Below are 22,093 nucleotides of genomic sequence, written 5' to 3' on the forward strand. Positions count from 1 at the left end.
GGTTGAGGCGCGATCATATAGGTCCCGCACCACCACACAAGTATACACCCCATTATGCGATCACGTACCCACCGGATAATTCCGCGGTGGTTAACGGCCCGAAAGGTCGGAACCGATCACCAGATTGGGACGGTTCCGATCTTTGTTCCCGTCGGGCGTCAGCCGGCTTTTTTGCCGACGATACGGTTGGCGGCGGACATCACTGCTTCCAGCGAGGCGGCGACGATGTTGGTGTTGATGCCTGCGCCGAACAGCTTGCCGCCGGGATATTCCATCTCGACATAGGAAATGGCCGACGCGTTCGAGCCGCGCTGCATCGAGTGTTCGGAATAGTCGAGCACCGACATCTCGACACCGAGATGACGTGACAGCGCATCGACGAAGCCGTCGATCGGGCCGGTGCCTGTGCCCGATATCGTCAGTTCCTTGCCGTTGTCGAGGATGACCGCCTCGACGACGCGCCGGCCCTTGATCTCGGTGCTGGGATAGGTGTGGTGATCGAGGAATTTCAGCCGCGCGCCGGGCTGGTCGACATAGGTCTCGAGAAAGCGCTCGTAGATGCGCCTGGCCGGCACTTCCTTGCCCTCGGCATCGGTGATCGCCTGGATTTCCTGGCTGAACTCGATCTGCAGGTTGCGCGGCAAATTGAGGCCGTAATCGGCCTGCAGCACATAGGCGATGCCGCCCTTGCCGGACTGCGAATTGATGCGGATGATGGCTTCGTAGCTGCGTCCGACATCGGCCGGGTCGATCGGCAGATAGGGCACTTCCCACAGGCTCGTATTGGCCTTCTTCAGCGCCTTCATGCCCTTGTTGATGGCATCCTGGTGCGAACCGGAAAAGGCGGTGTAGACGAGTTCGCCGACATAGGGGTGGCGCTCGGGGATCTTCAACTGGTTCGAATATTCATAGACGTCCTTCATCCGGTTGATGTCGGAGCAGTCGATCAACGGATCGACACCTTGCGTGTACATGTTCAGCGCCAGCGTGACGATGTCGACATTGCCGGTGCGCTCGCCATTGCCGAACAGCGTGCCTTCGACACGGTCGGCGCCGGCCATCAGGCCGAGCTCGGTGGTGGCGATGCCGGTGCCGCGGTCATTGTGCGGATGCAGCGAGACCAGCAGGTTCTCCCGGTTGTCGAGGTTGCGGCACATCCACTCGATGCGATCGGCATAGATGTTGGGTGTCGACATCTCGACCGTCGAGGGCAGGTTGATGATCAGCTTGTTGTCAGCGGTCGGCCTGACGATCTCGGTGACGGCGTTGCAGATCTCCAGCGCAACTTCCAGCTCGGTGCCGGTAAAGCTTTCCGGCGAATACTCGAAACGAAAGCCTCCGCCGGCCTTGGCCGCCATGTCGGTGATCATCTTGGCGGCGTCGGTGGCGATCCGCTTGATGCCGCCGACGTCCTTCTCGAAGACGACGCGACGCTGCAATTCGCTGGTCGAATTGTAGAAATGGACGATCGGGTTGGTGGCGCCCTTCAGCGCCTCGAAGGTGCGGGTGATCAGCTCCGGCCGGCACTGCACCAGCACCTGCAGCGAGACATCGGCGGGTACGTTGCCTTCCTCGATGCACCAGCGGGCAAAGTCGAAATCGGTCTGCGAGGCCGACGGGAAGCCGATCTCGATCTCCTTGAAGCCCATGTCGAGCAGCAGGCCGAACATGCGTGCCTTGCGCTCATGGCCCATAGGATCGATCAGCGCCTGGTTTCCGTCGCGCAGGTCGACCGAGCACCAGATCGGCGCCTTGTCGATAACCTTCGAGGGCCAGGTGCGATCGGTGAGACCGACGGTCGGATAGGGCTGATATTTGCGGGCTGCGTCGGGCATGCCTTTGGCCGAATCCGTGTCGGCTACCGCGGCATCGGAGCGGATCTCTTCTCGTGCGTTCATCGTCGTTTCTCCCGGCGGCTCATGGATCCACCTTCAGGTGGATTGATGGCGAGCGGCGCCTTTACCAGAATTTCGTTCGCTTGATGTGATTGCCAAGGAGCATGCGCTTGCGCGGCGGTTCGACCGCCGGGCGCTCCTTCAGCGAACCCGGCGATCGCCGATAAGGCCGAGAAGAAGCAGGGTCGAAGCCAGCGCGCGCACGGTCTCGCCGGAAAAACCGGTCGGACGGGAAGCGTTGCTGGCGCGCGTGTTCATGGCGGTTCTCTTACAGGAGCGGCTTGTGGGAGGCAAGTGGGCCGCGGGCCGTGTCGTAAGCACATGAGTTGTCCGGATTAGGTAGCACGTGAGTTGTCCGGTTTTATCGCCAGCGAATGGAGGCTGGGGGATGAAGCGGGCCGCAGGCCGTGCAGGACAACGAATCCGGGTTAACGGGCTTCGGAGCCTTTGCCGGCGCGTTGGCCGACGAAGCGTCAAACGAAAAACCCGCCTGTGCGGCGGGTCACTGGCGCAAATCAGCACCATGGATGAAAATGTACCTTAGCTGAGGGCAGGGAGTCAAGAAAAAATTCCTATCATTAAAAAACTTTCGGCACAAAAGCTGCCAACACCGCCGAACTGACTGCCGCCGCCAGGCCTTTGTTCAGCTGAGTTCGGCAGGCCGTGTCGTAAGCAGTCGTCCGGATTAGGCAGCAGATGAGTTGTCCGATTTGTCTGCCGGCTGGTTGAGACGGGCGGCACCCCGACGCGCGTGCTCTTCCCCAGGCGCGGCAAATGGGCCAGACTTGGGCGACGGGTTGCGATGTCCAGTCGCCGGGAGGGGTCGTCCATGAATTTCGTGTTCTTCTCGCCGCATTTTCCCGCCAATGGCGCGGATTTCTGCGACCGTTTGAAGAAGGCCGGGGCCAGGGTGCTCGGTATCGGCGACGCGCCCTATGACGCGCTCGACGCAAAGCTGAAGGCGGCGCTCAGCGAGTACTACCGTGTCGCCGACATGGAGGACTATGATCCGGTGTTCCGGGCAATGGGGCATTTCATCCACAAGTGGGGCCGCATCGACCGCTTCGAATCGCTCAACGAACACTGGCTGGAGCTGGAAGCCAACATCCGCACCGATTTCAACATCTACGGCACCAAGCTCGATTTCGTGAAGAACCTGAAGCGCAAGAGCCGCATGCGTGCCTTCTTCCGCAAGAGCGGCGTCGACACCATCGCGCAACGCAAATGTTCCGACCACGCCGGGGCCATGACCTTTATCCGGCGCGTCGGCTATCCGGTGGTGGTCAAGCCCGACAGCGGTTCCGGCGCATCGAACACCTTCAATATCTCCAACGCCAAGGAGCTCGACCAGTTCTTCCGGGACAAGCCCGAGGACGTGACCTTCGTCATGGAGCAGTTCATCGAGGGGCTGGTGGTGACCTATGACGGGCTGGTCAACCGCGACGGCGAGGTGGTGCTGGCGGCCAGCCACCGCTACGACCAGAGCGTCATGGAGGTGGTCAACAAGGACCGCCACATGAGCTATACCTGCTTTCCCAGGATCAACCCGGCGGTCGAGGAGGCCGGTCGAAAGATCCTGAAAGCATTCGACGTGCGTGAACGCTTCTTCCACATCGAGCTGTTCGAGACCAAGGACGACCGTGTCATCGCGCTGGAGGTCAACATGCGCCCGCCCGGCGCCTGGATGACCGATGCGATCAACTATACGTTCGACATCGATGTCTATGCGGCGTGGGCCGACATGGTGGTCAGGGATGCCGCCGGCGGCCCTTACGAGGGCAAATATTTCACCGCCTATGCCAGCCGCAAGCGACGCCTCCACTATTTGCACAGCCATGAGGACGTGCTAGCCGCGCACCGCGACAAGATCGTCCACCATCAGGCCATCGAAGAGGTTTTCAGCCGCGCCATGGGAAATTACGCCTACCAGATGCGCTCGAAAGACGAAGCAGCGCTGCGCGAAGCAGTCGCGTACATCCACGCGGAAAAGGCGTGAGGCGATGGACATTTCCTATCACAAGAATTTCTCGAGCCAGCTCGGCCGCGACATGGAATACAAGCGCTACGGCCATGCCGGCCGGCCGGTGGTGGTGTTTCCGACCTCGCAGGGCCGGTTCTACCAGTTCGAGGATTCCGGCGGGGTGGGCGCACTGGCCGAATTCATCGACACCGGCCGCATCCAGCTGTTCACGGTCGACGGCGTCGATTCGGAATCCTTCTTCGACAAGCATGCCGACGCGGCCCATCGCATTGCCCGCCACGAGGCCTATTTCCGCTATGTGCGCGAGGAAGCGCTGCCGGACTTCCTGTCCACGGCCGAGCAGGCCAATGGCGGGCGCAAGCTGAAGCCGCTGTTCTCGGGCTGTTCGATGGGCGGCTATCACTCCTCGAACTTCGTCTTCCGCTTTCCCGAACTCACCAGCGGCGTCATCGCGCTGTCGGGCGTCTATTCGGCGCGCGATTTTTTCGGCAGAGCGCTCGAGGGCGACATCTTCTACAACTCGCCACTCGACTATCTGCCCGGCATCGTCGATCCCAAACTGCTGGCCCGGCTGAAGACGCTCAGGCTGATCTTCTGCTGCGGGCAGGGCGCGTGGGAAGAGCGGATGCTGGTCGAGACGCGCAGGTTGGAACAGATCCTGCGCGACAAATCCATTCCCGCCTGGGTCGATTACTGGGGCGGCGATGTCAGCCACGACTGGCCGTGGTGGCACAAGCAACTGGTCTATTTCTTCGGCCGTTGGCTGGATGAGGACCTGATGCACAGGCTGGATTGATAGCGAGGCCCGTCCGCTGACGGCTACCCTTCCTGGCATGCCGGCAGGGCGGCGGTTTCGCGCTCCGAAGCCGATACGCGACGCAGGCCAAGGAAGACGACAAGGGCGGTGACGACGGTGATCGCCGCCAACACGATCAGCAGCCTGTCGAACGCCGTCTCGTAGGCCTGGACCAGAACAATGGCTCCGGCTTGGGGCAGATGTTGTGCTGCTTCGCCGAGATTGCCGGTCACCAGCAACTGGGCTGCCGCCGCTGCGTCCGTCGAAGATGCCATTCCTTGTGCGGCGAGCTGCGCGGCGGCAAAGCCGGAAAGCGTCGCCATGACGATCGCCAGCGCCACACCCTCGCAGGCGACGCGGGTGGTGTTGAAGATGCCGACCGCCATGCCGGCGCGCTCCCTCGGCACGACGCTGACCGCAAGCCCGTCCATCAATCCCCAGGGCAGAGCGATGCCGACGCCGATCAGCATCAGCGGCGCCATCAGCGCACTATCGACCGGTGGTGTCAGGCTCAGCCAGACAAGCCCGGCGGCAGCGACGAGCAGGCCGACGCCGCAGATGGTGGCCGGTGCGATCCAGCGCGCCAGCTGGCCGGCGAGCATCGGCAGGATCAGCAGCGGACCTGAGAGGCAGATCATCAATTGCCCGGCCTTGATCTCGTTCATCCCTTCGATGCCGATGAAACGGATCGGCAACAGGACGAGCAGGACGACGAAGGCGTAAGCGGGTGCCGCAGCCAGGAACTGGACGCCGACGAAGCGGGGGTAGGCAAACAGCGTGAGATCGAGCATCGGCCGTTGTGCTTGCCGCTCGACAACGACGAAGGCGACAAAACAGATGATAGAAGCGGCCAGAAGCGTGACGACGAGGGGATCAGCCCAGCCGCTCTGCGGCGCCTGGAGCACGCCATAGGTCAGCGACGCCAGCGCGATCGTGAAGGTGCCGGCTCCCGCCCAGTCGAGGCCCGTCGCATCCGGGTCGCGCGATTCCCTGATGGTGCGCAGGCCGAGCATGGCGGCGGCAATCGCGAGTGCCGCAACCAGAAGAAAGATCGACCGCCAGCCGAATGCGGAGATAAGCAGGCCCGACGCGATCGGGCCGAAGGCGAGGCCGATGCCGAAACTGGTGCCGAGAAAGCTGAAGGCGCGCAGCCGCAATGGCCCTTCGAATTCCTGGGCGAGTGCCGAGGCGCCGCCAGCGAAGGCGGCCGCACTGCCGATCCCCTGCACGGCCCGGAAGATGTCGAACCAGATGATGTCCGGCGCCAGCATCGCGCCCAGTGATGCCAGGATATAGAGGGAGAGGCCGACGAGGAAGAGGCGCTTGCGGCCGTGGTTGTCGGCCAGGGCGCCCGACGCCATCAGGGTGGCGCCGAAGGTCAGCATGAAGGCGTTGGTCACCCAGTTGAGCTCGATGGGACTGCCGCCGAGATCGGCCGCGATGCGCGACAGAGCGACGGCCGGACCGGTGAAGGTCAATGGCATCGTCATGGCGGCAAGGCACACGGACAAGAGCACGAGCCATCTCTCGGCAGAGCCGGTTGTGGTCCTGGAAGTCATGGATTTTCCTATCTGAAACAGCACTCGCCGGTGGGCCGCGCGATTGCGGAGCCGGTCGTGATGACAAGATAGGTCGTCGGCATTTCCGGAAAAATGGTGTTATATCTCCTGGTATATCGGACTGAAACGCTCGAATGGAATGACACGATGGATCGTCTCAACGGGCTCCTGGCCTTTGCCCGCACCGCCGAATTCGGCAATTTCGTCGCTGCCGGACGGGCGCTTGGCATCTCGGCTTCCGCTGTCGGCAAAAGTGTCGCCCGGCTCGAGCAGGAACTCGGCGTGCGGCTCCTGCAGCGCAGCACGCGGCGCATTGGCCTGACGGAAGAGGGCAAGCTGTTCAACGAGCGGGTGCGCCGCATCCTCGACGACATCGACGATGCCGAGGCGATGCTGTCGCGGACACGGGAAACACCGCGTGGGCGGCTGCGCATATCCACCCCGATCGTCACCTATCATCTGTTGCTGCCGGTGCTGTCGGAGTTCATGGCCCGCTATCCCGAGATCGAGCTCGATATCGATTTCAACGACCGGATCGTCGACGTCATCGACGAGGGCATCGATGTCGCGATCCGCAGCGGCGAGCTGCCTGATTCGCGCCTCGTGTCGAGACCCGTTGCGCCCTTCCGCATGCTGCTGTGCGCGGCGCCCTCCTACCTCGAGCGCCATGGCACACCCGGCGAGCCGGCGGATCTCATCAGGCATTTCGGCATAAACTTCCGCTTCCTCAACAGCGGCAGGCTGCTGGAGTGGCCGTTCATAACCGGAAGCGCTGAACCGCAGATCCGCTCGATGCTGACCTGCAACAACATGGAAGCATTGAAGGGCGCCACGATCGCCGGCCTCGGCATCGCCTGCATGCCGGATTTCCTGGTGCGTGAGGCGCTGCACGAAGACAGGCTGCGTACCGTTCTCGACGGTCATGTCGACGGCCGTGGCCAGTTCCGGATGCTGTGGCCTTCCAACCGCCATTTGTCGCCGAAGGTGCGCGTGTTCGTCGATTTCCTTCCCGATCGCCTTGCGGCGCGCTAGGCGTTCATCGCATAATATGACAGTGATAGTCATGTTTTTGGAAGCGCTTGAGCGGCTGTGGCATGCCGCTGACCGCGGGGGCGCTGCGGCGCTTGCCCCGAACTGTTGCATAGGACTTGAATGATGGACCAATTGAGCGCGCAAACCCGGATCAGCGACGCGGCGATCAGGTCGGTGATGGACCGGCTGCGCGCCGAGCACAGCGAATTCGAGATCGACACCGGCGTCGCCGACCAATGGGAGCTTCGCCTCTATTATGGTTCGTTGAGCGCCACGCTCGATGATGAAAGCGTACTGATCCGCGTCGCGGCGTCCGACGAAACCTGCCTGTCCTACATGAAGATGACGGTTGCCGGCCATGTCGCCGAACATCTCGGCACGACCAGGGGCATCCATTGGCAAGGCGACGGCATTGACGCCGGCATGCCGGTCTTCTTCCGCGAGATCACGGTGATGTCGTCGACGCGGATCTCGGCGCATATGCAGCGTCTGCGCTTCGCCGGTAAGGATCTCGGTCGGTTTAGCCATGGCGGCCTGCACATACGGCTGCTGCTGCCGCCGGCTGGCCGCCAGCCGCTCTGGCCGTCGATCGGTGCCGATGGCTTGATTGTCTGGCCTTCGGGCGACGATGCGCTTGCCGTGCGGGTCTACACGATCCGGGCGCTGGATGCCGCAAGCGGCTGGCTCGATGTCGATTTCGTGCTGCACCCCGGCCAGGAGACGCCCGCCGCCAGCTTCGCGCAAAATGCACAGGCGGGAGATGTCATCGGCATGATCGGACCCGGTGGCGGCGACGCTCCGGTGGCGCAGACCTTGCTTCTGCTCGGCGACGACACAGCACTTCCCGCCATAGGCAGGATTCTGGAAGATCTGCCGCCGTCAACACGCGCTGAGGCGCTGATCGAGATCGATGGGCCGGACGACCGGATGGCGCTGGCGCAAGGGGATAATATCGACATCACCTGGCTTTACCGGCACGGCCGCGAGGCCGGCACCGCGGGCCTGTTGTCGACCGCCTTGCGTGAGCGCAATCAGATGGCGCTTGCCGACGGCCTGTACGTCTGGGCCAGTTGCGAATTCGGTGACTTCCGGGAGATCCGCAAGATCGTGCGTAAACAGTGGGGCCTGCCGCGCGACCGCCACCTGGTTACGGCCTACTGGCGCCGGGACGCGCACAGCGTGGGCGAGGGCGGCGAGGACTAGCCGCTGCCTATTGCCTGACGCTTCTCGCCACCAGCCGCGCCACGCTCGGGCCGATCAGCAGCACGATCAGGAAGCGTGCTGATTGCAGGGCCATGACGAAAGAGATGTCGACGTTCTGCGCTGCTGCAGCGATGATGGCGATGCTGTCCATGCCGCCGGGGCTGGTCGCCAGATAGGCGGTCAGCGGATCGATGCCCAGGAGATGGCTGATCATGAAGGCAAGGCCGCCGCAAAAGGCGATCAAGGCCACGATCGAGGCGATGATCTGCGGCAAGGCGCGCGCCGCATGGCGCAGGATCGCCCTTGTGAAGTTCAGGCCGATCGACCAGCCGACCATGGCGTAGCTGACGGCCAGCAGCCATTGCGGCAATTGCATTTCCACGCCCAAGCCGAGATGGACGACGGTGCCGAAGACAAAGGTGCCGAGGAAGAAGGGCGAAGGCAGTCGGCACAACTTTCCCCCCAGGCCGCCTACGACCGCGATGCCGATGGTGGCGGCGAAGGCTTGGGCATCGATCGGCGGAAACCAGATGATGGCGGGGATCTCGACATCAGACGTGTCGACCCACATCTTGGCAACGAGTGCCGCCGTCATCGAGACGAAGATGACGCGCAGATATTGCATGAAAGCGACGAGCCGCTGGTCGGCGCCGAAGGCACCTGCCATCAGCACCATGGCGGTGGCCGCACCCGGCGACGAGCCCCAGACGGCGGTGGTGCCGGGCAGGATACGCCAGCGGCTGATCAGCCAGCCGAGCAGGCTGGAGGCCGTGACGGTGGCCACCACGACGCCGAGAAACAGCGGCCATTCCTGGGTGAAGACCGGAAAGATGTCGGCCGAGATCGACGCCGCGACGAGGCAGCCGACGATCGCCTGGGCGGCGCCGAACAGAAGACGCGGCACGCGTACCGTGGCGCCATTGGTGCCGGCGACGATGGCCGCCAGCATCGGCCCGATCAGCAGCGCCGCCGGCAGGGCGGCGAGTTCCAGCGCGCCGGCAAACAGCAAGGAAACAACCAGCAGGGCAAGCCACTGCCAGAGCTTGCGCATCCGCGCCATGCGCTCGAGTGTGGGCAGGTCCGGGGAGGGCTGCTCGGCCGAGGAATCCATGTTTCGCTCTTAGACCCGCAGGGCGAAAAATGCGAACCGCGATTCACAGAAAAATGATTGTTTCACCCGCCCAGGTGTCGAGTAACAGGTCTCACAAGCCGGCGTTGAACCGTTGCTCGATCTCATTGCGACCCATGCGGTCGAAATCGTCGGGGACGGAAAACTGGCCGGCCATAAAACCGACCCGTCGCGCCTGCAGCGTCGGCTGTTCGATCGGCACGATTCTGGCCAACGACTTGCCGGCTTTGGCAATAACAAACGACTCGCCTTGGGCTGCACGTCTCACAAGGCGCGACAGATGAGCTTTCGCATCGCGAATGTTTACTGTCTGCGTCAAAGATTGCTCCTCAAAATTGGCATCGAACTCACCCCGTCTTGCTGTCGGCCAGGCCGAAGCCGCCGACGGGGTGGGTCTCGACCTGGAATTCGAAGCCGGCGATGAACGGCCGCGCCTTGGCGATCGCTGCCTGGACTTCGGGAAGCTGCAGCGAGGCCTTGTGGCTTTCGGCGTCGGTCCACACTTCGGTGACCCAGATCGCGTCGGCGTCCGCGGGATCGCGGGCGATGATATAGCTCAGGCAGCCCGGCAGGGCGCCGGTGCTGGCGCGCAGGAGGTCCATGACCGCGTCGCGCTGGCCGCGCGACGCCCGCATCTTGCCGATCAGTCCGTACATTCCGTTGTCTCCCTTTGAGGTTTTCGACAAGAGCGTGCAGATCGCCAGTATGCCGATAGCCGTTCAAGGCATCAACTGGCCGCCATTCACCTCGATCACTTGGCCGGTGATGTAGCCGCTGAGAAGGTCGGAAGAGAGGAACAGATAGGCGCCGACGCAATCCTGCGCCGTGCCGGCGCGTCCCTGCGGAATGGTGGCGACCATGCCCTTGATCTGCTCGTCGGTCGAATAGCGCTCGTGGAACGGGGTGAGAATTGTGCCGGGCGCCACCGCGTTGACGCGGATGCCGAAGCCGATCAGCTCCTTGGCCATGCCACGCGTCACATTGGAGACGAAGGCCTTGGCCGAGCCGTAAAGCCCGGCGCCGCCGCCCGCACCATTGCGCGCGGCGATCGACGAGGTGTTGACGATGAAGCCGCCCTGTTTCTTCAGCCACGGGATCGCCTTGCGCGAAGCAGTCAGCACCGAACGGGCGTTGAGGTCCATCACCGCATCGTAATGCGCCTCGGTCTGCTCGGCATAGGGGATGCGGCCGAGCATGCCGCCGGCATTGTTGACCAGCCCGTCGAGGCGGCCGAAATATTGCGCACTGTCCTCGACGACGCGCTCGACATCGGCGGCAACGGAGAAATCGCCCTGGACGAGAAACACCTCGCCGCCCTTGTCGGCAATCGTCAGGCCGAGCTTCTCGGCGGCGTCGCGGCTCGAGTTATAATGCAGCGCCACCTTGCATTTCTGCGCTGCATAGGCCAGCGCGAGCGCCGCCCCGATGCCGGTCGATGCACCGGTAACCAGCACTGCCTTGCCGGCAAGATCGGGTATGCTGAGTGTGGTGGCTGGCACGGTTCTTCCTCCGGGATGTCTGCCTGCCCTTCGTAGGCCCTTGCCACCCCGGTGTTCAAGCCTTGGAGCAATTCAAGGAAAAGTGTGAGCGCTTTCCCCGGGGGATTTGCGTCAAACAAACCGCTCTACGGACGCAGATAGGCGTAACCCTGGCCTTGCAGTTCGGCGAGTTTGACGACGCCGCCCTTGTCGGCGGCATGAAATCCGGCGAGCAGGTCGGGGAGTGTAATGTCCATGCCGTGCATGGTGTTGGCGCAGGCGTGGGGTTCCAATCCCTGCTGCACCAGGCCGGCGAAGCGCCCGGAAATCGCGGCCGATATGCCTTTCGACTTGAAGGCCGCGAGCGCGGGACCATGCACGACCAGCACGATGTCGACCTTGCCGCCGGTGCCTTCATAATGGTTCTTGATGTTGCCGAGCACGAAATTGACCTTGTCGGTGTCGCTCAAGTGGTAGGCGACTTTTTGCCTTGTGGGCTCGGTGGCGGCTGCCTGTGCTGCCCGCAGACCGAGAAGCGTTCCGGTTCCGGCAAGAACCGTGCGGAACATATCGCGCCGGCGCATGGCATCCTCCTCCGCTTGGCGGCTGACCGCGAATTGCGTGACTCCAGCCGCAATACTAGCATAAATTGCCGTTGCGTCCTTTCGATGCGGAGGAGAGGTCACATGGCGTTGAAGGAATGGGCGTTTGGGTTGGGGGAATGGAAGACGGTTGCCGGCGCCGGGTTTTGCGCCGTGCTGCTCGGCGCGCTTGCCGGATCGGCCTCCGCCGACGATGCGCTGAAGCTTACCGAACTCAGTCCGAACGGCGCTGATGCCTGTTTCGGCCGCGTCTATGATGCGGCGCATCTCAAGGCGCACCCGAAGCAGAAGGTGGCGCGGATCTTCTTCTACTACGGCCATGATCCGGTCAGCCGGCCGAACGAGGAGCCGACCGGGAATTCCGACACGTCCTACAATGCCTTCATCGCCACCACCGTGCGCGGCGCCAAGTCGCCTGAATGGGCCGGCGGCTGGTGCAATCATGCTTCCGAGGACGGCAAGACGGGCCCGGTCCATTGCGGCATGGAATGCGACCGGACGCTTGCGTCGCTGAAGGTCGATGACAAGGGTCGGCTGTTCCTCTCGGATCTGCAGCCCGACATCTATCTCGATGCCGGATCAGAAGAGGAGCTTGGCGCAGCGGAATATGACAGGCGGGCGCTCGGCTCGGAGGATGACAATTTCCGCCTCGACCCGATGCCGGCAGCGACCTGTCAGGCGGAGTTCGCGCGCATCGATCCAGTCGCCGCTGCGCTCGGAGCTCCGCTACGCGAGCGGCTGAAGCCGGACCAGGCGTTCTGCTACGGGCGCGACTACGATGCAGCGCATCTCGGCTCGCACCCCGATCAACTCACCCAGTCGATCCGGGTTTTCCGCGGCAAGGTAGAACTGGCGTCCTTCGCCTCGGGCGGTGACACTGCCAATTGGCCAGACGGCGCCGACATTGCCGTTACCGTCACCACACGGCAGAAATCGGCTAAGGTGACGCAGACCTATTCCTGCCAGGGCGAAGCCGACCAGTGGCGCTGCGCGGCCAGCACGAAGATGAGCGATTTCTCCTGCGACATCGCGCAGAAGGAGATTTTCCTCAAGCGTGGCGCCAACGGCACGATGATGCTGGCCAACCCAAACAGCGCGCTTGCAATCGTCGACCTGTGTTCGAAGGCGGACGCCGGAAAGACGAAATCCGACGACAAGGTCTATCGGCTGAAGCCAATGCCGCAATCGGCCTGCTCGCCCTGAGCTCGGACTTGTCTACGTCGCCATGAAGGGATATATCTTTGCTATATCTCATTTGAGGATAGCATGATGGACAAGGCGAAAGTGTTCTGGTCGGGCCGGTCACAAGCTGTGCGTCTGCCCAAGGAGTTCCGTTTCGAAACAGATGAGGTTTCGATCCGCCGTCACGGGCAAACCGTCATTCTGGAACCGCTTGCGCAGGACTGGGCGTGGCTAGACCAAGTGATCGGACCGCTTGATAACGATTTCGCCGAGGCGGCGCTCGAACGTCAAGACGGGCAGGATCGACCTGCCTTGGATGACGTTTTCAAGTGATCTACCTGCTCGACACCAATGCCGTCATCGCGGTCATCAAGGGCGACGCGGGTCTGTTGGCGCTGCTAAAACGGCACAGGCCGCAGGACTATGCCCTCTCTGCGATCGTCGCGCACGAACTGCACTATGGTGCTGAAAAGAGCCAGCGAAGGGCTGAAAATTTGGCGCGCATCGAAGCTCTGCAGTTCCCGGTGCTCGAATTCGACCGAGAAGACGCAAGACATGCTGGGGAGATTCGGGCAAAGCTTGCGACGTTAGGAACTCCGATCGGTCCCTACGATGCGTTGATCGGTGGGCAAGCGCGCGCTCGGAACCTTACGCTGATGACCCGTAATGTCCGGGAATTCGAGCGGATCAAAGATCTCTCAATCGAGACCTGGTGAACCGCCTCATGCGAACGGCACGGCCGTCGTGCCCTTGGGCAGCTTGGCCTCGTCGTCGGGCTCGACATGGATGGTGACGCGCACCGAGGGGATTTCGGCCTTCAGCGCGTCCTCGATGCGGTCGCAGATGACATGGCTGGCGCCGACCGACATGTCTGCGTCGACGACCAGATGAAACTCGATGAAGGTGGCGCGGCCGGCGATGCGCGTCTTGAGGTCGTGCACTTCAAGCGCGCCCTTGCAGTTAGCCGAGATGACGTCGCGGATGCGCATGTGCTCCTGGGTGTCGACGGCGCGGTCCATCAGCCCGTTCATCGACGAGCCGATGACATGCCAGCCCTGCCACAAGATGTTCAGCGCCACGAGGACGGCAAGTGCGGGGTCGAGGATCTGCCAGCCGGTCAGGATCGCCCCGACCAGGCCGCCGAAGACCCCGATCGAGGTCACCACGTCGGTCATGATGTGGTTGCCGTCGGCGACCAGTGCCGGTGATTTCTCCGCCCTGCCGGCGCGGATCAGCGTCCAGGCCCAGAAGGCGTTGATAATCGTGGCAACGCCGTTGACCGCAAGACCTTCCCAAGGCTGTTCCAAGGGTGACGGAGTCTGCCAGGAGCGCCAGACCTCGTTGAGGATCAATAGCGCGGCAAGCACGATCAACACGCCTTCCAGCACTGCCGAGAAATACTCGGCCTTGTGATGGCCGAAGGGATGATCCTGGTCGGCCGGCTTGTGGCTGATCTGGATCGCCCAGAAGGCGGCGACCGAGGCGATGACGTTGACGATCGATTCCAGTGCGTCCGAATAGAGTGCGACTGAGCCGGTGACGTACCAGGCGGCAGCTTTCAGCGCGAGCACGACAAAGGCGACGATAATCGACCAGAAGGCGAGGTTCGCGACCTTGCGCTTCGCGGCCGCCTTGGCCGCGATCGCCATCGTGTTCTCGGCTTCGGCCATGATCGTCAGGCGGCCTTTTCCTTGGCCTTGCGCGGCAGGTGGGCGACGATGTTCTCGATGATGCGCATGCCGGCATTGTGCCCGAGCGTCATGATCGATTCCGGGTGGAATTGCACTGCGGCGATCGGCTCCTTGCGGTGCTCGAAGGCCATGATGACGCCGTCCTCGGTCTCGGCCGTGACGATGAAATCGTCGGGCAGCCGCACCGGATCGGCAAAGATCGAGTGGTAGCGGCCGACGGTGACTTCCTTGGGCAGGCCGGAGAAGATGATGCCGGGCTTGGAGACGCGGATGCGCGACGGCTTGCCGTGCATCGGTATGTGCAGCTGCCGCAGTTCGCCGCCATAGGCCTCGGCCAATGCCTGCAAGCCAAGGCAGACGCCGAAGATCGGCAGTTCGCGGGCGCGCGCCTTCTTGATGGTTGCGGCGCAATCGAAGTCCTTCGGCGTGCCGGGGCCGGGCGACAGCACGACGAGGTCGGGTTTCAGCCGGTCGAAGACTTCCTCAGGCACCGGCGAGCGAACGGTCGAGACGTTGGCGCCGGTCTGGCGAAAATAATTGGCCAGCGTGTGGACGAAACTGTCCTCGTGGTCGACCAGCAGGATGTTGACGCCGTCGCCGACGCGCGCGGTGGTGCGCTCGGTGCTGGCGGAATTGCCTGTCTTGGCGTCGCGGATGGCGGAGAGCATGGCGGATGCCTTCAGTTCGGTTTCGGCTTCTTCTTCCTCGGGAATGCTGTCGAACAGCAATGTGGCGCCGGCGCGCACTTCGGCAATGCCGTCCTTGATACGGATGGTGCGGAGCGTCAGGCCGGTGTTCATGTCGCCGTTGAAATTGACCATGCCGATCGCGCCGCCATACCAGGCGCGCGGGCTCTTCTCGTTCTGCTCGATAAAGCGCATGGCCCATAGCTTCGGCGCGCCGGTGACGGTGACCGCCCAGGCATGCGACAGGAAGGCATCGAAGGCATCCATGCCTTCGCGCAGCCTGCCTTCGATGTGGTCGACCGTATGGATCAGGCGCGAATACATCTCGATCTGGCGCCGGCCGATGACGCGCACCGAACCCGGCTCGCAGACCCGCGACTTGTCGTTGCGGTCGACGTCCGAGCACATGGTCAGCTCGGATTCGTCTTTCTTCGAGTTGAGCAGTTTCAGGATCTGCTCTGAGTCGGAAATTGCGTCGTCGCCGCGCTTGATGGTGCCCGAGATCGGGCAGGTCTCGACGCGGCGGCCGTTGACGCGCACGAACATTTCGGGCGAGGCGCCGATCAGATATTCACCTTCGCCCAGATTGATGAAGAAGGAATAGGGCGACGGATTGATGGCCTTCAGCTTGCGCGAAATCTCGGACGGCTGCGTCTCGCAGCGCTCGTAGAACATCTGGCCCGGCACGACCTCGAACAGGTCGCCGCGCTTGAACGAATCCATCGCTTTGCGCACCAGGTCGGCGTATTCGCCGGGTTCATGGTCGCCGCGCGGCGGGATGCGGTCGGGGCTCTTGAACGGCTCGGAGATTTCGTCGCGCGGCAGCCCTTCGGTCGAAAAACCCTCGCCGGCATAGTCGTAGCGGTCGGTCCATGCCTTGGCCGAATAATGGTCGACGACCAGGATCTCGTCAGGCAGGAACAGCACCAGGTCGCGCTGGCTTGGCTTGCGTTCGAGCTTGTAGTCTACCGGGTCGAACTGGAAGGCGAGATCGTAGCCGAAAGCGCCGTAGAGACCTAGATTGGCGTCTTCCTCGGTCTTGAACAGAGCGGTGATGGCGCGCAGCACCGTGAACACCGAAGGAACGCGGCTGCGCTCTTCTTCCGTGAAGACACGGCCGGGCTTGGCGACGTCGAGACGGATGAGCCTTTTCGATGTCTCGGCGATGGTGATATCGGCCAAGCTATCCAGCTCCTTGCCGATGACCGGCAACAACACCTCGCCACGGCCGTTGAGCGCCTCGATACGCATGGCGCGGCCGCGCGCGGAGATAACCAGAGGCGGGTCGATGATGGCGGTGTCCCAGCGCGTGTAGCGGCCGGGATATTCATAGTTGGAGGAAAACACCGCGCCGCGGCGCGAATTCAGGCCGTCGACGTAAGCGTCGATCGCGCCCGCATACGGCCGGTCGTGGCGCGCGCGGGTGATGGTGATGCCACCCGCGGTCACGAAACTTTCCGCGCCGTTTTCCAGAACCTTCATCGTCATTGCCGTCTCCATCAGCTTCTTGGGGCAACGGACCCGGGAATGGCTTGGAAAAAACAAATGGCCGCCCGGACTTTCCGTTGCGGCCACCCTCTCTATTCACGCGCACGTGTTCGAACAGGCCGCTGTCAGCAGGCCCACCACCAAATGGTCTTGATCGAACGCATATTCATGGCGAAATCCATAGCTGCGAAAAGAAGGATGCGCAACAGGTTTGAAAGTCTGTTCGTTGGCCGCCGCTTCTCAGGCTCATGGCACATCGCCAGAGCCGACAGTGCTGCTTAGAGTGCTCATCCAACAGCAGGAAGACGGGAAAATAACCATGACCGAGCAGATCGAGCGCGCGCGGACGTTTCATTCCCTCCACGTCAAGGGCAACCCGGTCGTCCTCTACAATGCCTGGGATCCGGGTTCGGCCAAGATCATCGAGAAAGCGGGTGCCAAGGCGATCGCCACCGGAAGCTGGCCGGTCGCGGCCGCGTTCGGCTACGCCGATGGCGAGAAAATCCCGCTGGAACTGGCGCTCGACAACATCAAGCGCATCGTCGGGTCGGTCGGCCTGCCGGTGACCATGGACCTCGAGGGCGGCTACGGCGTTGACCCGGAAATCGTCGCTCGCACGGTGACGTTGGCGCTGCGGGCCGGCGCTATCGGTTTCAATTTCGAGGATCAGATTGTCGGTGGCAGCGGCCTGCATGACATTTCCGTGCAGGCAAAGCGCATCGAAGCCGCGGCGGCGGCCGTCAAGGCTTCCGGCATACCGGCATTCATCAACGCTCGAACCGACATCTTCCTCAAGGCGAAACCGGATGCGCATGATGACGTTCTGCTCGACCAGGCCATCGAGCGCGCACAGGCCTTCGAAAAAGCCGGCGCGCACGGCTTCTTTGCGCCGGGCCTTGGCGACGAAGGCCTGATCGAGACGCTCTGCAAGGCAATTGCGTTGCCGGTCAACATCATTGCGCTGGCGCATGTGCCGCCGCGCCAGCGGCTGGCGGAACTGGGTGTCGCCCGCATCAGTCACGGCCCGATGCCTTACCGGCAGATGTCCGAATGGCTGGAGGCGAAAGCGCGACTGGCTATTTCGGGCTAAGTCAGTCCTCCAGCGTTCCCGACCGGGCATCAGTGCTCTTCCTGTCGCCGACCAGCTTCAGAAGATCTTCGCCGGCGCGGATGATGCGGCGCGAGCGGCGGGTCAGGATGATGCCGTCCTGCGGTGCGAACACTTCGGTGCGGCCATCGGCTTCACCCGGTGCATGGACGATGGTGGCGAGGCGCGCGCCCTTGGCGACGCGGTCGCCGGGCTTCACGTCGTAGAGCACGGCACCGGCCCGTGGCGCCGGCATCATGTCGATGTTTTCCAATGGCGCCACGAAGCCGGTGAAAGGACCCGGCGCGGGCAGGGCGCTGTCGGCGATCACGCCGCGCGCCACCAGCAGCCGGTAGAGGCCGTCGGCGTCGGCGGCGGCCAAGGCACCGTCGACATCGAGGATGCCGCGATATTCGACGGTGGTGGCGACGCGACGGTCGAGCTTGGCCACATCGGCGGGGACGTTCTGATAGGGCATGATCGAGGCGCCCTCGAAGGTGCCGTCAGTGTCTTCACTCCACAGCACGACCGCGTCGACGCCCATGGCCGCGGCGCAATCGGCCATACCAGGCCACAGGCTGGTGTGGACGTAGAGATAGGCGAGGCCCTCGTCATCGCAGTGCAGGTCGAGCATGATGTCGTGGCCGAGCGACAGCTGCACCAGCCGCGTCTTCAGCCGCTGGTCGACGCTGCCAAGGGTAATGTCGGGCAAGAGCGCTGTGTCGGGCGCCGTTAGCAGCGGAAAGCCGCGGTTGAAATTGGTGCGCGTGCCGAGATGGAAGCGGCCCTGATGCTCGCCGAAATGATATTGCGCCCGGCCGATCGGGTTGGCCCAGGGCACGATGGTGAGGTTGCCCTTGATGCGGCCTTCGGCCTCCGCCCTGGCAAGCATCGGCATCAGCGCGTCGATGGCGACGACACCCGGCAACTCGCCGGCATGGAGTGCCGCCTGCAGATAGGCCGAAGGAGCAGCCTTGTCGGAACCAGTGAAGCGGAACAGCGGGAATTCGTAGGAAACCCCTTCGCTTTCGCCGGCGATGCGTTCGATCGATTTCTGCATGACTTCCTCCATCAGGAGCGAGAGACATGCGATTTGAAGGCGCCGATGTCGATTGGTCCAGCCTGCCGCGCTATGGGCGCAAGAGACTATTCAGCCGGAAGCGGGATGACCGGCGCGCGCCGGTCCAGCGCCTGCGACAGCACAGCGACGGTGACCGCCAAAAGAGCGAGTGCTGCGCCGACCAGCGGCAAATTGGCATAGGAAACACCGGCGGACAGGGCCACGCCGCCTATCCAGGCGCCGCTGGCATTGCCGATATTGAAGGCGCCCTGGTTCAGCGTGGCGGCAAGGTTCGGTCCCTCGGAGGCCGCCTCGACGACCCGGATCTGCAACGGCGGCACGACGACGAAGATGAGCAGGCCCCACAGGAAGACGATGCCGATGGCAACGCTGGCGATTGCGCCGAACTGCCTGAATCCAACGAAAAGCAGGGCCATCAGCAGCAGGGTGCCGATCACTGTCGGCATCAGTTTCCAGTCGGCCAGTCTGCCGCCGATGATGTTGCCGATGGTCATGCCCGCGCCGAACAGCAGCAGAACCCACGTGACTGCCGAGGTCGACAAGCCCGATACCTCGGTGAGGTAGGGTTTGATGTAGGTGAAGACGGTGAACAGGCTTGCGGAGGTCAGCGCCGCGATCAGCATGGCCAGCCAGACCTGCAGCTTGCCCAGCACGCGCAGCTCGCCGCGCAGGCCGCCACCGCTTGGCTCGGCGACATCGGACGGCACCAACCAGGCGATCGCTGCCACCGAGATCAGGCCGATACCGACCACGGCAACGAAGGTGGAGCGCCAGCCGAACGCTTCGCCAAGTGCGGTTCCGGCGGGAACACCCAGGATGTTGGACAGCGTCAGCCCGGCGAACATCAGCGCGATAGCGCTGGCGCGCTTGTTGCGCGGCACCAGGCTGGCGGCAACGACCGAGCCGATGCCGAAGAAGGCGCCGTGGCCGAAAGCGGTGAAGACGCGCGCGGCCATCAGCGTCCAGTAGTTGGGCGAGATGGCGCAAAACAGATTGCCGACGACGAACAGCACGGCCAGCCCGACCAGCACCGGCTTGCGCGGCAAATGCGCAGTGGCCATGGCGACGATCGGGGCGCCGAAGACGACGCCCAGCGCATATCCGGTAACCAGCAGGCCCGCCGCGGGGATCGACACGCCGAGGTCGGCGGCGACCTCAGGCAGCAAGCCCATGATGACGAATTCGGTGGTGCCGATGCAGAAGGACGCAATGGCAAGCGCAAGGATCGGCAAGGGCATGGTGCGTCCAGACTGAATCGGTTCAATTCCAGACTGCGCGAAGCACGCCACCGTGCGCAAGCTGCATTGCTGCATTGCAGCGATGCAGAAAAGGAAGAGCTTTAAAATGGGTCTTCAACGGGCTGTCACGCCAGCGGCTTCAGCTCCTGGGCAATGGTGGGCAGCAACTCCGAAACATTGGGATGGATGTGCACGGCACGCGCCAGCGTGTCGACGGGCGCCTTGGCGTACATCAGGTCGAGCACACAATGGATAGCCTCGTCGCCGCCGGGGCCGAGCACCGAGCAGCCGAGGATCTCCCTGGTGTCGGCATCGACCAGGATTTTCATGAAACCCTGCGTCTCGCCCTTTTCGATAGCGCGGCCGACGCGGGTCATCGGCCGCTGGCCGACCAGCGCGCGACGGCCGGATTTCTTCACTGCGGCCTCGGTCATGCCGCAGCGGCCAAGCGGCGGGTCGATGTAGAGCGCATAGGCTTCGATCCGGTCGCTGACCCTCCGCGGATCGTTGTCGAGCAAATTGGCGGCGACGATCTCGTAGTCGTTGTAGGAGGTGTGGGTGAAGGCGCCCCTGCCGTTGCAGTCGCCCATCGCCCAGATGCCGGGCACGCTGGTGCGCAGCTGGTCGTCGACGGTGACAAAACCGCGCTTGTCGACCTCGACGCCGGCCCTTTCCAGGCCGAGATCGTCGGTGTTGGGCGTGCGCCCCAGCGCCAGCAGCACATGCGAGCCGACCGCCGGTGGCTTGCCGGCGGAGAAGGTCACGGCGATGTCGTCACCCTGTCTGGCGAAGGCAATGTCGTCGGCGCCGACATGGACCGCGATGCCTTCGTTTTCGAGGATCGACAGGATGGCGGCGGAGACATCCTCGTCCTCGCGGCCGGTCAGGCGCGGGCTCTTCTCGACGACGGTGACTTCCGCGCCGAAGCGGCGGAACATCTGAGCGAATTCGAGCGAGATGTAGCTGCCGCCGACGACGACGAGATGGCGCGGCAGCACGTCGAGATCCATCATCGACGAGTTGGTCAGATAGTCGATGTCGTGGATGCCGGGAAGGTCGGGCACCGAGGCGCGGCCGCCGGTGTTGAGGAAGATCTTTTCGGCGGTCAGCAGATCGTCGCCGACGCGCACCGTGTTGGCGGATTCGAAACGCGCATGGCCGCGATAGAGGGTGCACTTGTCCATGCCGGCAATCCAGGTCTCGAGATTGCCGCGAGCGTCGTTTGTGACCTTGTCCTTGCGCGCCTTGATCACCTTGTAATCCACGCCGACCGGCCCGGAGAGCGTCACGCCATAGTCGGCGGCGCGGCGCGCCAGATGCGCGGCATAGGCGCTGGCGACCATGGTCTTGGTCGGCATGCAGCCGGTGTTGACGCAGGTGCCGCCGACCAGCTTGCGCTCGATCAGCGCGACGCTCATGCCGGCGGCCGTCAGCCGCCCGGCCAGCGGAGGGCCAGCCTGTCCGGCACCGATGATGATGGCGTCGAAGATTTTCGTCGTCATGCCACCGCCGCTACGATCAGCAGGCCGCCGATGATCGCCACCGCGTCCTCGATAAAGGCGGCGGGCGGATCCTTGCCGAAGGCGGCCGCGAGCCGGCCCCGAGCTTCGGCGCCGCCCAGCGTGCCGATGACAGCGCCGATGGCCCCCGCGATCAGGCCGCCGATGGTGGCGCCGCCTGTCGCGCCGATCACCGCGCCTGTGAAGGCGCCCATGACGATGCGGGCGCCGAATTGCTGGGGTACTTTACGGCTCGGCGTCGACGGCAACTGGTCGGTGACCAGCTCGACGATGGCCAGGATGGTGAAGATGCCGACAGCCGCCCAATGGCTCATGAAGCTCGCCCAAGTGCCGGCAACCGTCAGCCAGCCGAGATAAGCGCCCCAGGCAATGGCGGCCGGCGCCGTCATGGCGCGAAGACCGGCAATGACGCCGATCAGAAGTGCGAGAATGTAGAGCATGGTCG

Annotated in this window: 21 protein-coding genes; 8 read left to right on the forward strand and 13 right to left on the reverse strand. The window is 63.4% G+C overall.

What is annotated here, in order from left to right:
* Positions 1 to 158: 158 nt before the first annotated feature.
* Complete coding sequence (leuA, locus tag P3C39_RS00135; protein WP_032899463.1) at positions 159 to 1,898, reverse strand: 2-isopropylmalate synthase; 1,740 nt, start codon at positions 1,896 to 1,898, stop codon at positions 159 to 161.
* Positions 1,899 to 2,724: 826 nt separating this feature from the next.
* On the opposite strand from leuA, the gene P3C39_RS00140 reads away from it, so the two are divergent.
* Together P3C39_RS00140 and P3C39_RS00145 are read left to right on the forward strand one after the other, a co-directional pair.
* On the forward strand, positions 2,725 to 3,891 hold the full coding sequence (locus P3C39_RS00140) for an ATP-grasp domain-containing protein (protein WP_275952406.1): 1,167 nt from the start codon (positions 2,725 to 2,727) through the stop codon (positions 3,889 to 3,891).
* A 4-nt stretch (positions 3,892 to 3,895) separates the two neighbouring features.
* Positions 3,896 to 4,672, forward strand: coding sequence for an esterase family protein (locus P3C39_RS00145; protein ID WP_275952407.1), 777 nt, complete (start codon positions 3,896 to 3,898; stop codon positions 4,670 to 4,672).
* Positions 4,673 to 4,695: 23 nt separating this feature from the next.
* On the opposite strand, the gene P3C39_RS00150 is transcribed toward P3C39_RS00145, so the two are convergent.
* Positions 4,696 to 6,231 (reverse strand): MFS transporter, encoded by a 1,536-nt coding sequence (locus P3C39_RS00150; protein WP_064994765.1) that lies wholly within the window; start codon positions 6,229 to 6,231, stop codon positions 4,696 to 4,698.
* Between the two features lie 147 nt (positions 6,232 to 6,378).
* On the opposite strand from P3C39_RS00150, the gene P3C39_RS00155 reads away from it, so the two are divergent.
* Both P3C39_RS00155 and P3C39_RS00160 read left to right on the forward strand, forming a co-directional pair.
* Positions 6,379 to 7,263, forward strand: coding sequence for a LysR family transcriptional regulator (locus tag P3C39_RS00155; RefSeq protein ID WP_013529929.1), 885 nt, complete (start codon positions 6,379 to 6,381; stop codon positions 7,261 to 7,263).
* A gap of 123 nt (positions 7,264 to 7,386) precedes the next feature.
* Positions 7,387 to 8,466 (forward strand): siderophore-interacting protein, encoded by a 1,080-nt coding sequence (locus P3C39_RS00160; RefSeq protein ID WP_275952408.1) that lies wholly within the window; start codon positions 7,387 to 7,389, stop codon positions 8,464 to 8,466.
* A 7-nt stretch (positions 8,467 to 8,473) separates the two neighbouring features.
* Here the strand turns inward: P3C39_RS00160 and P3C39_RS00165 are convergent, their stop codons facing one another.
* The 5 genes from P3C39_RS00165 to P3C39_RS00185 form a co-directional block, all read right to left on the reverse strand.
* Positions 8,474 to 9,577 carry an AbrB family transcriptional regulator gene (locus tag P3C39_RS00165; protein ID WP_275952409.1) on the reverse strand — a complete coding sequence of 368 codons (1,104 nt, stop codon included), beginning with the start codon at positions 9,575 to 9,577 and terminating at the stop codon, positions 8,474 to 8,476.
* 91 nt (positions 9,578 to 9,668) lie between these two features.
* Entirely contained in the window at positions 9,669 to 9,914 is a 246-nt protein-coding gene (locus tag P3C39_RS00170; RefSeq protein ID WP_275952410.1) for a type II toxin-antitoxin system prevent-host-death family antitoxin, read from the reverse strand.
* Positions 9,915 to 9,942: 28 nt separating this feature from the next.
* Positions 9,943 to 10,251 (reverse strand): putative quinol monooxygenase, encoded by a 309-nt coding sequence (locus P3C39_RS00175; RefSeq protein WP_013529933.1) that lies wholly within the window; start codon positions 10,249 to 10,251, stop codon positions 9,943 to 9,945.
* Positions 10,252 to 10,314: 63 nt separating this feature from the next.
* Positions 10,315 to 11,094, reverse strand: coding sequence for an SDR family oxidoreductase (locus tag P3C39_RS00180; RefSeq protein ID WP_013529934.1), 780 nt, complete (start codon positions 11,092 to 11,094; stop codon positions 10,315 to 10,317).
* A 125-nt stretch (positions 11,095 to 11,219) separates the two neighbouring features.
* On the reverse strand, positions 11,220 to 11,657 hold the full coding sequence (locus P3C39_RS00185) for a DsrE family protein (RefSeq protein ID WP_013529935.1): 438 nt from the start codon (positions 11,655 to 11,657) through the stop codon (positions 11,220 to 11,222).
* A gap of 102 nt (positions 11,658 to 11,759) precedes the next feature.
* On the opposite strand from P3C39_RS00185, the gene P3C39_RS00190 reads away from it, so the two are divergent.
* From P3C39_RS00190 to P3C39_RS00200, 3 genes are all read left to right on the forward strand, one after another.
* Positions 11,760 to 12,878 (forward strand): hypothetical protein, encoded by a 1,119-nt coding sequence (locus P3C39_RS00190; RefSeq protein ID WP_275952411.1) that lies wholly within the window; start codon positions 11,760 to 11,762, stop codon positions 12,876 to 12,878.
* A 66-nt stretch (positions 12,879 to 12,944) separates the two neighbouring features.
* The gene (gene vapB / locus P3C39_RS00195; protein ID WP_023760667.1) at positions 12,945 to 13,190 is read left to right on the forward strand and encodes a type II toxin-antitoxin system VapB family antitoxin; all 246 of its coding nucleotides are present in this window, start codon (positions 12,945 to 12,947) and stop codon (positions 13,188 to 13,190) included.
* Positions 13,187 to 13,573: a type II toxin-antitoxin system VapC family toxin gene (locus P3C39_RS00200; protein ID WP_275952412.1), complete on the forward strand. Its 387-nt coding sequence runs from the start codon at positions 13,187 to 13,189 to the stop codon at positions 13,571 to 13,573. The genes vapB and P3C39_RS00200 overlap by 4 nt, the downstream gene beginning before the upstream one ends.
* A gap of 6 nt (positions 13,574 to 13,579) precedes the next feature.
* Here the strand turns inward: P3C39_RS00200 and P3C39_RS00205 are convergent, their stop codons facing one another.
* Complete coding sequence (locus tag P3C39_RS00205) at positions 13,580 to 14,527, reverse strand: cation diffusion facilitator family transporter (RefSeq protein ID WP_013529938.1); 948 nt, start codon at positions 14,525 to 14,527, stop codon at positions 13,580 to 13,582.
* A 5-nt stretch (positions 14,528 to 14,532) separates the two neighbouring features.
* Entirely contained in the window at positions 14,533 to 16,722 is a 2,190-nt protein-coding gene (locus tag P3C39_RS00210; protein ID WP_275952413.1) for an anthranilate synthase, read from the reverse strand.
* A gap of 319 nt (positions 16,723 to 17,041) precedes the next feature.
* On the opposite strand from P3C39_RS00210, the gene P3C39_RS00215 reads away from it, so the two are divergent.
* On the forward strand, positions 17,042 to 17,812 hold the full coding sequence (locus P3C39_RS00215; protein ID WP_275952414.1) for an isocitrate lyase/phosphoenolpyruvate mutase family protein: 771 nt from the start codon (positions 17,042 to 17,044) through the stop codon (positions 17,810 to 17,812).
* A 1-nt stretch (position 17,813) separates the two neighbouring features.
* Here P3C39_RS00215 and P3C39_RS00220 read toward each other — a convergent pair whose 3' ends face one another.
* From P3C39_RS00220 to P3C39_RS00235, 4 genes are all read right to left on the reverse strand, one after another.
* Positions 17,814 to 18,869 carry a succinylglutamate desuccinylase/aspartoacylase family protein gene (locus P3C39_RS00220; protein ID WP_275952415.1) on the reverse strand — a complete coding sequence of 352 codons (1,056 nt, stop codon included), beginning with the start codon at positions 18,867 to 18,869 and terminating at the stop codon, positions 17,814 to 17,816.
* A gap of 86 nt (positions 18,870 to 18,955) precedes the next feature.
* Positions 18,956 to 20,128, reverse strand: a complete 1,173-nt coding sequence (locus P3C39_RS00225; RefSeq protein WP_013529942.1) for an MFS transporter — start codon at positions 20,126 to 20,128, stop codon at positions 18,956 to 18,958.
* 125 nt (positions 20,129 to 20,253) lie between these two features.
* Positions 20,254 to 21,630 carry an FAD-containing oxidoreductase gene (locus P3C39_RS00230; protein WP_063168860.1) on the reverse strand — a complete coding sequence of 459 codons (1,377 nt, stop codon included), beginning with the start codon at positions 21,628 to 21,630 and terminating at the stop codon, positions 20,254 to 20,256.
* Positions 21,627 to 22,088, reverse strand: coding sequence for a membrane protein (locus P3C39_RS00235; protein ID WP_027162181.1), 462 nt, complete (start codon positions 22,086 to 22,088; stop codon positions 21,627 to 21,629). The genes P3C39_RS00230 and P3C39_RS00235 overlap by 4 nt, the downstream gene beginning before the upstream one ends.
* Positions 22,089 to 22,093: the final 5 nt, after the last annotated feature.

The organism is Mesorhizobium sp. XAP4, from assembly GCF_029269325.1.
Classification (GTDB): domain Bacteria; phylum Pseudomonadota; class Alphaproteobacteria; order Rhizobiales; family Rhizobiaceae; genus Mesorhizobium; species Mesorhizobium ciceri.

Excerpts from the sequence above, each read along its gene's own strand:
- leuA (WP_032899463.1), bottom strand. The coding sequence starts at position 1,898 with ATGAACGCACGAGAAGAGATCCGCTCCGATGCCGCGGTAGCCGACACG.
- P3C39_RS00140 (WP_275952406.1), top strand. The coding sequence starts at position 2,725 with ATGAATTTCGTGTTCTTCTCGCCGCATTTTCCCGCCAATGGCGCGGAT.
- P3C39_RS00145 (WP_275952407.1), top strand. The coding sequence starts at position 3,896 with ATGGACATTTCCTATCACAAGAATTTCTCGAGCCAGCTCGGCCGCGAC.
- P3C39_RS00150 (WP_064994765.1), bottom strand. The coding sequence starts at position 6,231 with ATGACTTCCAGGACCACAACCGGCTCTGCCGAGAGATGGCTCGTGCTC.
- P3C39_RS00155 (WP_013529929.1), top strand. The coding sequence starts at position 6,379 with ATGGATCGTCTCAACGGGCTCCTGGCCTTTGCCCGCACCGCCGAATTC.
- P3C39_RS00160 (WP_275952408.1), top strand. The coding sequence starts at position 7,387 with ATGGACCAATTGAGCGCGCAAACCCGGATCAGCGACGCGGCGATCAGG.
- P3C39_RS00165 (WP_275952409.1), bottom strand. The coding sequence starts at position 9,577 with ATGGATTCCTCGGCCGAGCAGCCCTCCCCGGACCTGCCCACACTCGAG.
- P3C39_RS00175 (WP_013529933.1), bottom strand. The coding sequence starts at position 10,251 with ATGTACGGACTGATCGGCAAGATGCGGGCGTCGCGCGGCCAGCGCGAC.
- P3C39_RS00185 (WP_013529935.1), bottom strand. The coding sequence starts at position 11,657 with ATGCGCCGGCGCGATATGTTCCGCACGGTTCTTGCCGGAACCGGAACG.
- P3C39_RS00190 (WP_275952411.1), top strand. The coding sequence starts at position 11,760 with ATGGCGTTGAAGGAATGGGCGTTTGGGTTGGGGGAATGGAAGACGGTT.
- vapB (WP_023760667.1), top strand. The coding sequence starts at position 12,945 with ATGGACAAGGCGAAAGTGTTCTGGTCGGGCCGGTCACAAGCTGTGCGT.
- P3C39_RS00205 (WP_013529938.1), bottom strand. The coding sequence starts at position 14,527 with ATGGCCGAAGCCGAGAACACGATGGCGATCGCGGCCAAGGCGGCCGCG.
- P3C39_RS00210 (WP_275952413.1), bottom strand. The coding sequence starts at position 16,722 with ATGACGATGAAGGTTCTGGAAAACGGCGCGGAAAGTTTCGTGACCGCG.
- P3C39_RS00215 (WP_275952414.1), top strand. The coding sequence starts at position 17,042 with ATGACCGAGCAGATCGAGCGCGCGCGGACGTTTCATTCCCTCCACGTC.
- P3C39_RS00220 (WP_275952415.1), bottom strand. The coding sequence starts at position 18,869 with ATGCAGAAATCGATCGAACGCATCGCCGGCGAAAGCGAAGGGGTTTCC.
- P3C39_RS00225 (WP_013529942.1), bottom strand. The coding sequence starts at position 20,128 with ATGCCCTTGCCGATCCTTGCGCTTGCCATTGCGTCCTTCTGCATCGGC.
- P3C39_RS00230 (WP_063168860.1), bottom strand. The coding sequence starts at position 21,630 with ATGACGACGAAAATCTTCGACGCCATCATCATCGGTGCCGGACAGGCT.
- P3C39_RS00235 (WP_027162181.1), bottom strand. The coding sequence starts at position 22,088 with ATGCTCTACATTCTCGCACTTCTGATCGGCGTCATTGCCGGTCTTCGC.